Below are 14,650 nucleotides of genomic sequence, written 5' to 3' on the forward strand. Positions count from 1 at the left end.
GACAGGCTCGCTAGATCAGCCCCCAGGCGGCAATCTGGTAGATCCATACCATCGCCAGCAGGGTGCCGACCAACCCCATGATGACGCCGATGCGCACCATCTGGTGACTCTCCACCAGACCGGTGGCGTGGGCCAGCGCATTGGGCGGGGTACTGATGGGCAGCGACATCCCGAGCGAAACCGAAATGGTGACCGCCAGGATCAAGGTGTGGCTGCCGCCCCACTCGGCCAGCTCCGGCATGCTGACCGCCAGTGCCGCCACCAGTGGCAGCAACAGATTGGCGGTTGCGGTGTTGGACATGAAGTTGGCCATCACCACTGCCAGCAGACAGGCACCAATCAGCACCGCCAGCGTGGAGTATTCGTGGAACGGAATGTGGGTGATGAGCCGCTCGGCCAACCCGGAGTCCTCCAGCGCCAGCCCCAGCGCGATACCACCCGAGACCAGCCAGAGCACATCGAGGGAGATCTTGTGCAGATCGTCCTTGGTGATGATGCCGGTGGTCAGGAACACTGCCACCGGGATCATGGCGACCACGTAGGAGCTCATGCCGTGCAGATCCCCCAGCAGCCAGAGTACTATGGTGGTGATAAAGGTGAGGTAGACCACCCAGGCGCGGGGGGTCTGCATAAAGCGCCCCTCAATCTTGAGATCCATCCGCTTGAGGGAACTCGGGAAGAAGCGCCCCAGCAGGAACCAGCCAAGCAGCAACAGCAACACCACAAAGGGCACCGCAAATCCCATCCACTGACCGAACGAGATGGCATGCTCGCCGGTCAGGTATTTGAGGGCCACTGCGTTGGGCGGAGTACCGATGGGAGTGCCGATCCCGCCGAGGTTGGCCGCCAGCGGAATGGCCAGCACAAAGCCGACTTTGGCCGGGTCCTTGTCGGGAAATGCCGCCAGCACAGGGGTAAGGATGGCCAGCATCATGGCGGTGGTGGCGGTATTGCTCATAAACATGGAGAAGGTGGCGGTGATCAACATCAGCCCCAGCATGACGATCCGGGGATCCTGACCAAACGGGCGCAGCAACACCCGCGCCAGATTGACGTCCAGATGGTATTTGGTCGCCGCAATGGCGAGGAAAAAACCGCCGAGAAACAGCATGATGACCGGCGAGGCAAAGGTCGCCATCACCTCGGTGGACTTGAGCAGCTCACCAAACCCCGGTTCGGCCTTGTCGGCAGTCATGAACCAGAGCCCCTTGTCGGAGAGCAACAGCAGCTCCAGCACGATGATCAGCACCGAGGTGGCGAAGATAGGGATGGGCTCCAGGATCCAGCAGAGGGCGGCCAGCACGAAAATAGCCACGACCCGCTGCTCGATGACGGTGATCCCCTCCAGCGGGATCCAGTGGGTCGGGATCAGCAGGATGGCGAGGCTCAGCAGCAGTGGCAGAATAATCTTGTTATTGATGGGCACTATTGTCTCCAGGATCGGGAGTAAGAAGCCAATAGTGGCATAACATGCTATCGCCTCACGCGGCCAACTCGCCAAAATGAGAGCTGGCTAACTGCACGGCGCACCGTTTTGTGAGTCATATCAAGCTGGGGTCGGCGCGCGATGGCTGACGCCTCAGACCTTGCAACAAACAGGCAAAAAAACGGGCCCGCTGTTCGTTGCACACGACAGCGGGCCCGTTTCACCATTCATACCGATGAGGGGCTCAGAAGTAGATGCGGGTCACCGACTCGATGACGCAACCCGGGCGACGGATCCCTTCGATCTCCACCTTGATCTCTTTGAGCAGCTCCAGCCCACCCTTGATGGGGGTGACCCGGGCCAGCTTGGTGCGGGCGCGGATGTTGCTGTCCACCTTGATGGGGTACGGGAAACGTACCTGATCCAGCCCGAAGTTCACCACCATGCGGGCGGTCGGGAACTCGGGGGTGGCCTCATCGACCGAGCCGGTCAACTGCGGCAGCAGCGCCAGGGTCAGGAAGCCGTGGGCGATGGTGGTCTTGAAAGGCGACTCGGCGGCCGCGCGCTCCGGATCGGTGTGGATCCACTGATGATCCCCGGTCACGGCAGCAAACTGATCGATCATCTGCTGGCTGACGTGCAGCCACTCGCCCACATGGGTCTCTTCACCAATGCGAGCCTGCAGGGCGGCATAGAGCTCGGCAGCCTCGGCTCCCAGCTCCACAGCGGGTTCCTGAGCCACGGCAGGCTGACCGTTGGCCACCCGTGCCACGGTTGCTGCATCCTGTTGCTGCTCGCTCTGGGTCTCGGTTTGCAAGTCCAGTACACGACCCAGCAAAGGGTGAAGATGTGCCTTTTGCTGAAACTCACGCCAGTAGTCGCGGATCGCCGGTGAGAGCCAATCCTTGAGCTCAAAGGGGTGCTGCGCCAAAATTTCGCGCTTGCGCTTCAGAAAATCGACAACTTTCATGTTCCGATCCCTATGTGATTCATTGCCTGTAAAGAGGTCTAACCAGTCCTATTTTATTAAAGTTTCAGCTGTAAGTGCAAAAAAATCTCGGCGTACACCTGTACCAAGGCGGAAGTAACTACTTACACCATGTAAACCAGCACGATCTGCCAATGAGGAAATCGATTGCCAAAGATGCCGCCAGCAGGGGAAATTCGCGGGGCTCATCATGAAAAAAGGCCCTCATCGGGCCTTGTGGTGGGGACTCAGCGCGCGCTCGACCAGCCGCGACGCAATCCCTCTTCATCCAGAAAGGACCAGGCGAGGATCCGGCTCACCTTGTTGCCCTGCGCCATGTCGATCACCCGTACCTGACGCGCCCCCACCCGGCTCAACGCCTTTTTCGCCCCCGGCAGGTTCTCTTTTTTCGACACCAGCGAGCTGAACCAGAGGCACTGAGTGGCAAACTCCTTGCTCTGGGCAATCATGTTGGCCAGAAACGCCGCCTCGCCCCCTTCGCACCAGAGCTCGGCCTTCTGGCCGCCAAAATTAAGCACAGGAGCGCCTGTCACCTCCTTGCCCAGATTGCGCAGCTTGCGCTCCGTCCCCTTGCTCGCCTCTTCCAGCGACGCGTGGAACGGCGGATTGCACAGCGTCAGGGCAAAGCGCTCCTTTGGCCCTATGATGCCGCGAAACACATGGTTGGGGTTGCCCTGCAGGCGACACTCAATCTGGTTGCCGAGTCCGTTGCTCTTGGCCAGCAGGGTGGCCGCCTTGACCGAGACCGGATCGATATCCGATCCCACAAAACGCCAGCCATATTCGCGGGCCCCCAGCAACGGATAGATGCAGTTTGCCCCCACCCCGATATCAAGCACCCTCACCCCCTTGCCGGTAGGGAGCTGGCCTGCGCTCTCGGCTAGCAGGTCGGCCGCCCAGTGCAGGTAATCCACCCGTCCCGGGATAGGCGGGCAGAGGTAACCGGCAGGCAAGTCCCAGTGGGCAATCCCGTAGTGATGGGCCAGCAGGGCGCGATTGAGGGTCTTCACTGCATCGGGATCGGCAAAATCGATGGTGCGGGTGCCGTAGTCATTGATAAAGACGTGGGCAGCCAATTCGGGAGTTCGCAGGCAGAGCGCCTCAAAGTCGTAACCCGTCTGATGGCGATTACGGGAGTGAAGTCCGGATTTGCGGTCGCCCGACTTGGGGCCACCAGCTGATGGGATGCGGGGTTTCATGCTGAGCCTGCCGAAGAAAACGGGCCCACACTATAGTGATTTGACTCGGGAAAGTCTAAACGAGGGCAATAAAAAACCGGGCTATCGAGCCCGGTTCAAGTGAGGTTGGAAAAACAGTCCGTACTGCGAGCCGTTTGTCCAGCCTGACTCAGATATCGATCCGGCGAGCTTGCCAGAACTTGCTGCGCCAGTATTGGCTGTCCAGCTTGGAGCGGGTCACACCGGCTCGAGTCGAGGCGTGAATGAATTCGCCATTGCCGACATAGATACCAACGTGGTTGAGACGACGATTGATTTTGAAGAAGACCAGATCACCTTCGACCAGATCCTGCTTGGAAACGCGCGTCCCTTCGTGAACTTGGGAGCGGGTATCGCGGGGAAGTTCAATACCGACCGCATTGCGAAACACTTCACGGGCGAAGGCGGAACAATCGATACCACGTTCGGTTGTACCACCGTAGCGGTAAGGGGTACCGCGCCACTCTTTGTATACTGTCAGGATTTCATTCACATCGGGTGTCTGCGAAGCTTCCGGTTCAATAACGGGTTCCATCATGGAAACTTCGATCTTGCTCGCGACCTCGGGTTGGGGTGCCGAAGCACAACCCGCCATTCCGAGCGCGACCAGCAGTAGCATCAGGTAGCGCAATCCTTTATCCCCGCAAAATAGTAAATCTTGTTAAAATACGGCCCCAAAGGGCAATTTATAAGGCAACAGCACCCGACTATATCCAAGAATTCTATCGAGGCAAGTGAAAATCCCTATCAAGCTCACATTTTTGCAAGGAAATGCACGATTTTTCATAATTAATGTGATCATGCCCAAACAATATACAATCGCAAAAAGGACCTTTGGCCTCATAGATAACTGGCTTTTATCCCTGCTTCAGCACCTTTTTAAAGTGAAAAATCATGATCGAAACCGATCTTTTTTTGTTAAAACCGGCCAGGGTATGCCAGGCACTGCTTGCTCAATTGCCTGAATGGTTGTCAACCGATGAGCTGCATATCTGGCAAACCATGACCCATCCTGAACGGCGTCAGGAATATCTGGTGAGCCGCGCCCTGCTGCGCCAGCTGTTGTCCGAGAGGCTGCAACGCCCTGCCGCCAGCCTGCAATTTTGCAACGGCCCCCACGGCAAGCCCCAACTGCATGATGATGCTTGGCAGTTCAATCTGAGCCACAGTGGCAGCTGGCTGGTGTTGGCGCTCTGCCCGCAGGGGCAGCTTGGGGTGGATATCGAACTGGGCAAACGGCGGCATCACCCCCTCCCCCTGGCCCGCCGGTTTTATGCACAGAGTGAATATGAGTGGCTCTGCGCGCTGCCTGCTCCAGAGCAGGAGAGTGCCTTCTACCGGCTCTGGTCACGCAAGGAGGCGGTACTGAAAGCCCACGGTGGCGGCATAGCGGCGGGGCTGGAGAAGGTGCGGTTTCTCCCGGATGAAGAGTGGCGACTCGACAACCGGTTGGATGACACCCCTTATCAGGTACAGGATTGGCCCTTTGCCAGCGGCTGGCTCAGTCTTGCGGCGGCGGCAACCCCCGTGACCTTTTACCGGCTTGATGAGCGCTTGAATTACCAGTCACTCAACCCCATGTTACTCAACACCCTTTCTGAAGAGTCCAACTCATGATCGTCGACATTACTCCCCAGAATTTTCACGCTGAACTGATCGATGCCTCCATGAAGAAGCCGGTCGTAATCTATTTCCATGCTCCGCAGATGCCGGAGTGTCAGGGGATGACACCGCTGATCGAATCACTGGTTGGGCCCGCTAATGAGCAGGTCACCCTGACCAAGGTGGATATGAACGATCCCCAGTTGCAACCGCTCGCCAGCCAGCTCGGCCTGCGCGCCCTACCCGCATTGGTGCTGTTCCATCAGGGTCGCCCTGACGAACAGGGGATCATCGAAGGGCCGCAGGATGAAGCCACCCTGCGCCAGTATTTCGCCGCCTTCACCCCCAAAGAAGAGGAAGAGTTGCTGGCCAAGGGGCAACAGGCACTGGCTGACGAGCAGCCCAGCATCGCCTATGCCCATCTGACCAAGGCACACCAGCTGGCCCCTGAACGTCACGACATCAGCCTGTGGCTCATTCAGGCCGCGCTCGACCTCAACCTGCTGGATGAAGCGCAGGAGCGCCTCGGCACCATCCCGATGGTGGCACAGGAAAGTCACTTCCATACCCTGAGCTCACGACTGGCGCTGGCCCTGCAAGCGGCAGACAGCCCGGAACTGCGCGCGCTGGAAGCCCGTCATGCAGAACAGCCTGATGATTTTGGTCTGGCACAAGAACTTGCTGTGCAATACAACCAGGCCGGCCGTCAGGAAGAGGCATTGGAACTGCTGCTGGCGATCCTCAAACGGGACTTGGCATTCGGCGAAGCCAGAAAGACCTATCTCGATATTCTCGCCACTATGGGTAACACACCACAGGCGCAGAGCTACCGTCGCAAACTCTATAGTCTGCTCTACTGATCGGAATCGAACTGGCTGGTAATGATGGGGGAGTGCCGGGAGACCGGCATGACCTCATGGGTCAAGTACGAAGAAGGTACTGTGGGAATAAGGTGCTGTGGGAATAGTGGAGATACTGTGAATTTCAGGCAAAAAAAAATGGCGCAAAACTGCGCCATTTTTTTCGCATGGATTACTTCTTGTAGGAAGTAGCCATGTTGTCGATGCGCTGGTTAGCACGCATAGCTTCTTGCTTGGCTTCGGCAACATCAGCAGCGATTTTGGACTGATCAGCACGAACTGCGCTAACATCTTGAGCCAGTTGGTCAACTTTGTTAGACAGATTCTGAACGGAAGTTTCCAGTTCGCTGGTGTTTGCACAACCGCCCAGCAGAGCGGACAGACCAACAACACCTACCAACAACAATTTTTTCATTTTTAAAGCTCCCTTGAACTCGCCAGACGTTTAGCAAGCGGCGTGATTATGGCACAAAAAAATCCTACTTTGCATAGTCCCCACCACAGATAAATGCATTAAAACCCTCATTTTTTTTTGAATGAACAGTTTTTGTCCAGATTCGTCTAAAAAATGAGTGCCGTGTGGTGGGGGCACGGACAAAGGTTAACCAAATTTTTGCCTTATTACAATTTCGTATGAGGCTCAGGCTGTACGTTCTGACAACAATTGACGATATTGCACCAGATCCTCGATGGTCAGCACCGGCATCCGGTGCTTGCGACCGAACGCAACAAGGTCTGGCAGACGCGCCATCGAGCCATCTTCTTTGGTCAATTCACACAACACACCAAACGGTTTGAGGCCAGCCAGCTGCATCAGATCGACCGTCGCTTCGGTATGACCACGGCGGGTAAGCACCCCACCGGTTCGCGCACGCAACGGGAAAACATGACCCGGGCGGTGCAGATCACCCGGTTTGGCGCCGTCTGCGATGGCTGCACGGATAGTGGTGATGCGATCAGCCGCCGAGACACCGGTCGTGACCCCCTGCGCCGCTTCGATGGTCACGGTAAAGGCGGTCTGGTAGTGGCTGGAGTTGGCCTCCACCATCATCGGCAGTTCGAGCTGGCGAACCCGCTCGTCGGGCAGGCAGAGGCAGACGATGCCGGAGCACTCGCGGATCATCAACGCCATCTGTTCATTGGTCATGGATTCGGCGGCGAAAATGAGGTCGCCCTCGTTCTCCCGATCTTCATCGTCGGCCACCAGCACGCCGCCTCCGGCACGCAAGGCAGATAAAGCCGCTTCGACACGGGCAACGGGATCACCGAATTCACTGAGTAGAGACTGATTCATGGTAAAACTCCTAAACAAGACAAGGACCAGAATCAGGGCATGGAAAGGCAGACAGAGACGGGCATGCAGCGGCCAGCCCACAAGGGCCAACACGGCAAGGTCTGTCTTATCCTCTTTCATCCGGACTATGACCGTCGGCTCCGGCATCTCACCGGATCTGCTGACCCCGACCTGGCAATCAGCCAAGTCGGGCGCTCGCGGGCTCCCCGAGTCAATCGGGATACCGCCGGTGGGGAATTGCACCCCGCCCTGAGAATAAGCGCAGACAGCCTAAAGAAAAACGGTTGCAGATACCAGTCAAAATCCCCCGCAGGCTGAAAAGCGTTTCAACATTGCGCCCGGGATCCCGCTCTGCGGCCTGCTCGCCAGCGTGCGAGGCCATGACTGGCGAATTTCTTTATGGCTCGGATCGGTTTATGGCATAGTTCCCGAAACAAAAACACAGGGCCCGAAAAGAGAGCCTGAACAACGCTGCCGGCGCAGACAGCAGCGCCAACACCACAAACGGAAAATGACAGAGATGGAAAAGAAAATATTGCTCACGGATTGCCCGGATGCCAAAGGGCTCATCGCCAAGATCACCAACATCTGCTACAAGCACCAGCTCAACATCATCAAGAACGATGAGTTTGTGGATCACGAGAATGGCCGCTTCTTTATGCGTACCGAGCTGGAGGGGCGCTTCAACGACGAGACCCTGCTTGCCGACCTCGATGATGCCCTGCCCACCGGCGCCCAGCGTCGTCTGGTCAAGGCGGGCAAGAAGCGTATCGTCATTCTGGTCACCAAAGAGACCCACTGCCTCGGCGATATTCTGATGAAGAACTACGCGGGCGCGCTGGATATGGATATCGTCGCGGTGATCGGCAACTACGATACCCTGGCCGAGCTCACCGGCAAGTTCGATATCCCGTTCCACACCGTCAGCCATGGCGAGCTGAGCCGTACCGAGCATGAAGAGCAGGTGCGCGCCATTATCGACAGCTATGAGCCTGACTATGTGATCCTGGCCAAGTACATGCGGGTGCTGACCCCGAGCTTCGTCGAGGCCTATCCGCGCAAGATCCTCAACATCCACCACTCCTTCCTGCCCGCCTTCATCGGTGCCCGCCCCTACCGGCAGGCGTTTGATCGCGGCGTCAAGCTGATCGGCGCCACCGCCCACTTCGTGACCGACGATCTGGATGAAGGCCCCATCGTCGAGCAGGACGTGATCCACGTGGATCACACTTTCAGTGCCGATGCGATGGCAAAAGCGGGCCGTGACGTAGAGAAATCGGTGCTGAGCCGTGCGCTGGAGCTGGTACTGAACGAGCGGGTGTTCGTCTACGGCAACAAGACGGTGGTCTTCAAGTAATCCGCCCACATGACTCGTATGCAAACGCCAGAAACAACAACGGCTCCCGTGGGAGCCGTTGTTGTTTCTGCGCCGAGTGTCAGAGCGGCAGATCGTTTACCGTCACCGCGCCCTTCTCCAGCTTCAGCTCGGAGGTCAGCGCTTGCTGGTCGGCCTTCAGATAACCCATCAGGGTCAGCTGATCGAGCATGGGGGCCAGTTGCGGCACCGCCTTGCCCAACTTGTCGCTGAGGCTGGCATGCAGCACGCCGGAGAGGGCCTGCATCCCCGCGTCGCTGTTGAACAGCTGCTCCAGCGAGGTGGAGGCCAGCTTCACGTCCCCCTTCATGGTCACCGCCTCACCGTTGAGCTTGGCGCTGAGATCGGCCAGCTCCAGGGTCGCACCACGTTTGAGCATCTTGTCCAGCGCCTGCTGGATGGCGGCATCTTCAACTCCCTTGCCACCGGCGGCCTGCAGCCCCTGATACCCTTCCAGATCCAGACCGTTGAGGTTGAGCGCCAACTTGCTGTCCGTCACCGCCAGGGTGTCGGTCTCGTTCTCCAGATCCAGCTTGGCAATCTTCATCTGATAGCTGCTGGAGAGGGTCTGGGCATCATCACCAGTCAGCTGAGTCTCGGTAGTCATCCCCTGCAGGGCAACCTTGACGCTGTCAGGCAGTTGCACCGTGAGGGCCGAAAGGGTCATCTCGCTCTGGGGCGAGAGGAGCACACCGCTGATCTCGGCAATGTCGGCACTCCCTTTCAGATCGGCCAGCACCAAGTCCATCTTGCTCTGCTCTTCATGGACCGTCATCCCCTGCCAGGTCATGGTGAGGTGACCATTCCCCTCCAGATTGCCGTGGAACTCGCCGCTCAGGGGCAGGAAGCTGAACTCGTCCAGCCCCTGTTTGATCTTGAATTCATTGGCCCAGAAACGGCTGCTGTTACCCTGGGTCCAGAGACTGGTGACCGACTCCAGACCGAGTTCCCACTGCTCCATGCCCAGTGCAGTGAAAACCGGCGCTAGCGTGCCATTATGGGTATCGAGCAGGAAGTGGCTCTTGATGTAGAGCGGCAGGATCTGGCTCTTGACCACAAGTTGCAACTCGATGGGCTGACTGCCCTCCAGCTCGCTGTCGATGGCAGCCAGCTCCTCCGGCGTCACCACGACCTTCAGGACCCCGTCACGGGTGAAGAGGTTGCTGCTGCCCGGCAGCCACTGCATGTCGAGCCCGCTCTCTTTCTCCACCTTGGCGATCTGCTCCGCCATGATGCTGTCGAAGCTGTTGCCCGTGTACCAGCACGCAGCCAGACCACCACCTACCAGTGCCGCACCCACGGCGAGGGCCACTATCTTTTTCATATATCCATGTGTCTCCAGGGAGTTGTCACTGCACTCTACGGGGCGGGCTCGGGACTAGGCAAGTCCAATCAGAGGGCGAGCCAACATTCTTGTGGCTCGCCATCACCTCACAGCAAGGGGCTGAAGAGATAGAAGATGTTCTCCATCGCCTTCTTGTACCAGGGGCGGGCCTGCCATTGGGCCAGGGTCATCGGGGTGGCTTCCGCCATATAGCCCTGTACCAGCCGGGTCATCTGGGCCACGAACGAGGGGTTATCCACCAGCAGGGTCACCTCGAAGTTGAGCCAGAGGCTGCGCCGATCCAGATTGACCGTCCCCACCAGCGCGAAGTCATCATCCACCAGCACGCTCTTGGTATGGAGCAGACCGGCATCGTAGCGGTAGATCTCCACCCCGGCCGCCAGCAGCTCCTCCATAAAGGCGTTGCAGGCGTAATTGGCCATGATGGAGTCGTTGCGTGCCGGCAACACCAGCTGCACCTGCACCCCGCGCGCCGCCGCCGAACTGAGTGCGGCCGCCAGCGGATCGTCGGGCACAAAGTAAGGGGTCGTCAGCACCAGATGGCTGCGCGCCTGATAGATGGCCAGCAGCAGGCTCTGCTGGATGCAGTCGCCGCCGACGAAGGGGCCGGACGGGATCAGCTGGGCGCGGTAGTTGGTCTGGGGCCAGGCTTCCGGCTCATGCTGCAGACTGTCGAGCAGCCGCTCGCCGGTCTCCATCTCCCAGTCCCAGACAAAGATCGACCACATCAGCGGCACCATGGGCCCCTGCACCCGGATCATGATGTCGACCCACTGGCCGACCCCGGCATCCTGCTTGAAAAAACGGGGATCCACCATGTTCATGGAGCCGGTATAGCCGACCTTGTCATCGATCACCACCAACTTGCGGTGCATTCGCAAATCCTGCCGCTGGAACGGAATGCGCCAGGCGCCGACCGGCAGCACCTCCACCAGCTTGACCCCCGCCTTGCGCAGCTTTTTCGGCCACCCGGAGCGGAAGAAGTGCTTGCTGCCCACCGAATCGAGCAACAAACGACAATCCACGCCGCGCAGCGCGACTTCCATCAGTGCTTCACACACCTCGTCGGCATCACCGCCGGGGTGCCAGATATAGAACTCCAGATAGCATGAGAGCGTCGAGCGGCGAATATCCTGAGCAATCTCATGCAGGATCTGGTCGGGTTGGCTGAGCAGAGTCATCCGGTTACCGGAGAGCATGGGCATGGCCAACCGCCCCTGGATCAGATCGTGCAATGGTTGGGCCTTTTCCCCCACCTCGCAGCAATGCTGGGGGAAAAGGCGGGCCAACTGACGAATCCAGATAGCGTAAGGGCGATACATGGCCTGTGCCCGCTCGGCGCGGCGGCGCCCCAACTTGATTTCACCAAACAGCAAGTAAAAGCCGACGCCGGCAAACGGAATGGCGTAGATCAGCGCCAGCCAGGCCAGCGACACCCCGATGGGGCGGCGTTTCATCACTACCCGAAACGACACACCCGCGACGATAACGGTATGAAAAAGCAGTAGCAGCCAGCCCAGAAAGCGGGAGAACAGCAGGTGGAGATCATGTTCCAGACCGTTTAGCAACGGTAACTCCTTTTCATCAACAAACAGTGGTCGGCAGATCCTGCCAGTCAGGAATGGTATGCTGTAAGGCAAATCCATTCTATCAGGTTGCCCCCATGATTCTGCAATCCATGCTGCTCAGCCTGGCCATGCTAGGTCAAGGCTCATATGACATCAATGAGCAGCAGATCAATCAGTACCTGCAATCCCAGGTGCAAGTCGACAAACAGCTGGAGCTGCCCGGCATCATAAAGGCCCATGTGAAGCTGGAGCAGAGCGATGTCCAGATTGGCCGTCAACAGCCAGACACCGCCCGAGTCTATGGCAAGGGCAAGCTCAAGATCGCCCTGCCCGACAATACCGAATATGACGCCCGCCTGCAGATGACCTATGAGGCAAGACCCCGCTATGACAAGAGCCAGAGCGCGCTGTTTCTCGACAACATGAAACTGGTGGAGTACAAGCTGGAACCGGAGGCGGCAGAGAGAAAGTTCGGCATGATGCTCGGTATGCTGCTGCAGAGCATGGAGAAGCGTCTTGAGAGCAAACCGGTTTACCGACTGGATGACAAGGATCCGCAACAAGCCTGGCTGAAAGAAAACCTGCTGGGGCTGGAGCTGTCACCAGGCAAAATCCACCTGCTGACCAGACCCCGCTAGCCCGCTCAATTCAGGAGGGGCTGGCTGGTATCCCGTACCAGCAGCTCCACCTGATAACCCTGCTGCTGCTGTTGCTCATAAAGGGAGAAGAGTGAACCGCTCAATTGGTTGAGGGAGATATCGGCAAAACCGGCCTTGAGATAGAAGGGTTTCTCGAAAGGCAGTACCTGACAGACTACCGGTTTGTCCTCCAGACCGTGACAGGCGTGCTGCAACAGCCGTGAACCCAATCCCAGCGACTGGTAGTGAGGCAACAGACGAAAGCCGCACAGATGATAAAACTCCTCCTCGTCCCGCAACCGAACCGCCCCCACCAGCCAGTGAGCATCACGTACGACAAAGACCCGCTCTGCCAGATCCGGCACATAGTGGGAAAAAGTCGTCTCGTAATAATCCTTGATGAGAGAGAGATCGGCGTCACAGTACTCCTCGAAGATGAGTTCCATCGCCAGCATTCCTGACACAAAAAATTCCTTTATAATCAGTAGATAAGATAGATTGAAACTAACTAGCCAGACCAGCTTACACCAGCAAGATAGCATGCCTTTTATTAACAAAAAAGCGAGCATGCTGGAGCACTTCCCTAAGACGCTTATGACCATTAGCTACCGGAAAATTCCACCTTTTGGCGCCTCTCCTGGACATACTCCGGCATCCCCCCGTCCCTCGGTCAAATCCCCCCTCCACTTCACAACTCCCTGTTTGTACGCTTGTTCTGCACTCGCCATGGTGCTTTACTCAACATGATGATCCAGGGAAGGAGTGTGACGGTTGAAAGCATGGATGCTGGCAGGCCAGATGGTGTTGATCCCCTTGAGTGGATGGAGCCAGACGCCCCCTCCCGCGGAGGTGGTCTTCCTGACCGCAGCCCCCTCTCCCTTGCGCCCGGTCAATCATGCTGCGCCCGCCCCACAACCCGACACCGCTCAAACGGCGGCAACCGCCGCTGGCGGCAAGAAGCAGATCCAGGTCTATAAATCGGTGCAGCAAAACGGGGTAGTACGTTACTCCGATATGGCGCCCGAACAGGGCCATTACGAACTGCTGCTGTTCAACGACTGCTTCGCCTGCGACCCCAAATCCAGCGTCAACTGGCAGACCACAGGACTGTTTCTCTATGACTATGCCAGCACCATCAAGGCAGCAGCAAAGACCTATCAGGTTGAGCCTGCGCTGATCCGAGCGCTCATTCACGCCGAATCGGCTTTCAATCCACTGGCGGTCTCCCGCAAGGGGGCGATGGGGCTGACCCAGCTAATGCCTGCCACGGCGCGGGAGCTGGGGGTCGGCAATGCCCTGCTGGCGGAACAGAATATTTTCGGCGGGGTGAAATACCTAGCGGGACTGCTCAAGCAGTATGACGGCAACATTGCGCTGGCGACCGCGGCCTACAACGCCGGGGCGGGCGCCGTACAAAAACATGGCGGCATCCCACCCTATGCGGAAACGCGCGCTTATGTGGAGCGCGTCCAGTTGCTCCATCAGCGCTACAAAGAGATGCTGCAGGCCAAGGGACTCTGACGTTTGGCTTGGTTAGTTCTCTTATCTCACTCCTCCAGAAACAAAAAACACGCCCTCAGGCGTGTCGATACCACACTTTGTTTCGCAAATGATTACTTCTGCTCCGTCGCCACCAGGCGATAAGCCAGCGCACCCAGAATGGCACCGACAATCGGGGCAACCCAGAACAACCACAGCTGGCTGACCGCCCAGTCACCGACAAACAGCGCAACGCCGGTACTGCGGGCCGGGTTGACCGAGGTATTGGTCACCGGAATGCTCACCAGATGGATCAGGGTCAGGCACAGGCCGATGGCAACCGGAGCAAGCACAGCTGGCGCACGGCTGTCGGTAGCGCCCATGATGACGAACAGGAAGAAGCCGGTCATCACAGCTTCGCACACCAGTGCCGCCATCATGCTGTAGCCGCCCGGAGAGTGCTCACCGTAGCCGTTGGAGGCAAAGCCGGCGGAGAGATCAAAACCGGCCTGGCCACTGGCAATCACATAGAGTACAGCAGCACCGGCAATTGCCCCCAGCACCTGAGCCACGATGTAAGAGAGCACGCCGGAAGCAGGAAAACGACCGCCAGCCCACAGACCGATGGTGACGGCCGGGTTGAGATGGCAACCGGAGATATGGCCGATGGCATAGGCCATGGTCAGCACGGTCAGGCCGAATGCCAGCGATACGCCCAAGAGGCCGATCCCCACATGGGGGAAGGCTGCAGCCAGCACGGCACTGCCACAACCTCCCAATACCAGCCAGAAGGTTCCCAAAAACTCTGCTGCAACAGGTTTCACTGTATGTCTCCCGATAAGATGAGATAAAAAGGCC

At 58.1% G+C, this 14,650-nt stretch carries 15 protein-coding genes and 1 riboswitch; of the genes, 5 read left to right on the top strand and 10 right to left on the bottom strand.

Annotated features, from left to right (window positions below; genetic code table 11):
• Positions 1–10: 10 nt before the first annotated feature.
• From G5332_RS04425 to G5332_RS04440, 4 genes are all read right to left on the bottom strand, one after another.
• Positions 11–1,426: an SLC13 family permease gene (locus G5332_RS04425; RefSeq protein ID WP_421222144.1), complete on the bottom strand. Its 1,416-nt coding sequence runs from the start codon at positions 1,424–1,426 to the stop codon at positions 11–13.
• Between the two features lie 244 nt (positions 1,427–1,670).
• Positions 1,671–2,396 (bottom strand): MaoC family dehydratase, encoded by a 726-nt coding sequence (locus G5332_RS04430; RefSeq protein ID WP_204483864.1) that lies wholly within the window; start codon positions 2,394–2,396, stop codon positions 1,671–1,673.
• Positions 2,397–2,641: 245 nt separating this feature from the next.
• On the bottom strand, positions 2,642–3,613 hold the full coding sequence (rlmF, locus tag G5332_RS04435) for a 23S rRNA (adenine(1618)-N(6))-methyltransferase RlmF (RefSeq protein WP_201941364.1): 972 nt from the start codon (positions 3,611–3,613) through the stop codon (positions 2,642–2,644).
• 148 nt (positions 3,614–3,761) lie between these two features.
• Positions 3,762–4,250 carry a C40 family peptidase gene (locus G5332_RS04440; RefSeq protein WP_421172010.1) on the bottom strand — a complete coding sequence of 163 codons (489 nt, stop codon included), beginning with the start codon at positions 4,248–4,250 and terminating at the stop codon, positions 3,762–3,764.
• A 275-nt stretch (positions 4,251–4,525) separates the two neighbouring features.
• On the opposite strand from G5332_RS04440, the gene G5332_RS04445 reads away from it, so the two are divergent.
• Both G5332_RS04445 and G5332_RS04450 read left to right on the top strand, forming a co-directional pair.
• Positions 4,526–5,248 (top strand): 4'-phosphopantetheinyl transferase family protein, encoded by a 723-nt coding sequence (locus G5332_RS04445; protein WP_421172011.1) that lies wholly within the window; start codon positions 4,526–4,528, stop codon positions 5,246–5,248.
• Positions 5,245–6,093 carry a tetratricopeptide repeat protein gene (locus tag G5332_RS04450; RefSeq protein WP_421172012.1) on the top strand — a complete coding sequence of 283 codons (849 nt, stop codon included), beginning with the start codon at positions 5,245–5,247 and terminating at the stop codon, positions 6,091–6,093. The genes G5332_RS04445 and G5332_RS04450 overlap by 4 nt, the downstream gene beginning before the upstream one ends.
• A 172-nt stretch (positions 6,094–6,265) precedes the next feature.
• Here G5332_RS04450 and G5332_RS04455 read toward each other — a convergent pair whose 3' ends face one another.
• Together G5332_RS04455 and ribB are read right to left on the bottom strand one after the other, a co-directional pair.
• Entirely contained in the window at positions 6,266–6,508 is a 243-nt protein-coding gene (locus G5332_RS04455) for an Lpp/OprI family alanine-zipper lipoprotein (protein ID WP_005334342.1), read from the bottom strand.
• Positions 6,509–6,733: 225 nt separating this feature from the next.
• Positions 6,734–7,387, bottom strand: coding sequence for a 3,4-dihydroxy-2-butanone-4-phosphate synthase (gene ribB, locus G5332_RS04460; RefSeq protein ID WP_193859982.1), 654 nt, complete (start codon positions 7,385–7,387; stop codon positions 6,734–6,736).
• 104 nt (positions 7,388–7,491) lie between these two features.
• Positions 7,492–7,648, bottom strand: a riboswitch (FMN riboswitch).
• Positions 7,649–7,907: 259 nt separating this feature from the next.
• On the opposite strand from ribB, the gene purU reads away from it, so the two are divergent.
• On the top strand, positions 7,908–8,744 hold the full coding sequence (gene purU, locus G5332_RS04465; RefSeq protein WP_421172013.1) for a formyltetrahydrofolate deformylase: 837 nt from the start codon (positions 7,908–7,910) through the stop codon (positions 8,742–8,744).
• A gap of 79 nt (positions 8,745–8,823) precedes the next feature.
• Here purU and G5332_RS04470 read toward each other — a convergent pair whose 3' ends face one another.
• Both G5332_RS04470 and cls read right to left on the bottom strand, forming a co-directional pair.
• On the bottom strand, positions 8,824–10,086 hold the full coding sequence (locus G5332_RS04470; protein WP_421249137.1) for a DUF945 family protein: 1,263 nt from the start codon (positions 10,084–10,086) through the stop codon (positions 8,824–8,826).
• A 107-nt stretch (positions 10,087–10,193) separates the two neighbouring features.
• A complete protein-coding gene (gene cls / locus G5332_RS04475) occupies positions 10,194–11,675 on the bottom strand; it encodes a cardiolipin synthase (protein ID WP_266134494.1) in 1,482 nt (493 codons plus the stop codon).
• Between the two features lie 95 nt (positions 11,676–11,770).
• Between cls and G5332_RS04480 the strand changes: the two genes are divergently transcribed.
• Complete coding sequence (locus G5332_RS04480) at positions 11,771–12,313, top strand: DUF1439 domain-containing protein (RefSeq protein ID WP_005344183.1); 543 nt, start codon at positions 11,771–11,773, stop codon at positions 12,311–12,313.
• A gap of 5 nt (positions 12,314–12,318) precedes the next feature.
• Here the strand turns inward: G5332_RS04480 and G5332_RS04485 are convergent, their stop codons facing one another.
• A complete protein-coding gene (locus G5332_RS04485; protein ID WP_266134531.1) occupies positions 12,319–12,759 on the bottom strand; it encodes a GNAT family N-acetyltransferase in 441 nt (146 codons plus the stop codon).
• Positions 12,760–13,084: 325 nt separating this feature from the next.
• Between G5332_RS04485 and G5332_RS04490 the strand changes: the two genes are divergently transcribed.
• Positions 13,085–13,834, top strand: a complete 750-nt coding sequence (locus G5332_RS04490; protein ID WP_421172015.1) for a lytic transglycosylase domain-containing protein — start codon at positions 13,085–13,087, stop codon at positions 13,832–13,834.
• Between the two features lie 92 nt (positions 13,835–13,926).
• Here the strand turns inward: G5332_RS04490 and aqpZ are convergent, their stop codons facing one another.
• The gene (gene aqpZ, locus G5332_RS04495) at positions 13,927–14,616 is read right to left on the bottom strand and encodes an aquaporin Z (RefSeq protein ID WP_266134495.1); all 690 of its coding nucleotides are present in this window, start codon (positions 14,614–14,616) and stop codon (positions 13,927–13,929) included.
• Positions 14,617–14,650 lie beyond the last annotated feature (34 nt).

Source organism: Aeromonas sp. 603757, assembly GCF_049171255.1.
Classification (GTDB): domain Bacteria; phylum Pseudomonadota; class Gammaproteobacteria; order Enterobacterales; family Aeromonadaceae; genus Aeromonas; species Aeromonas veronii_A.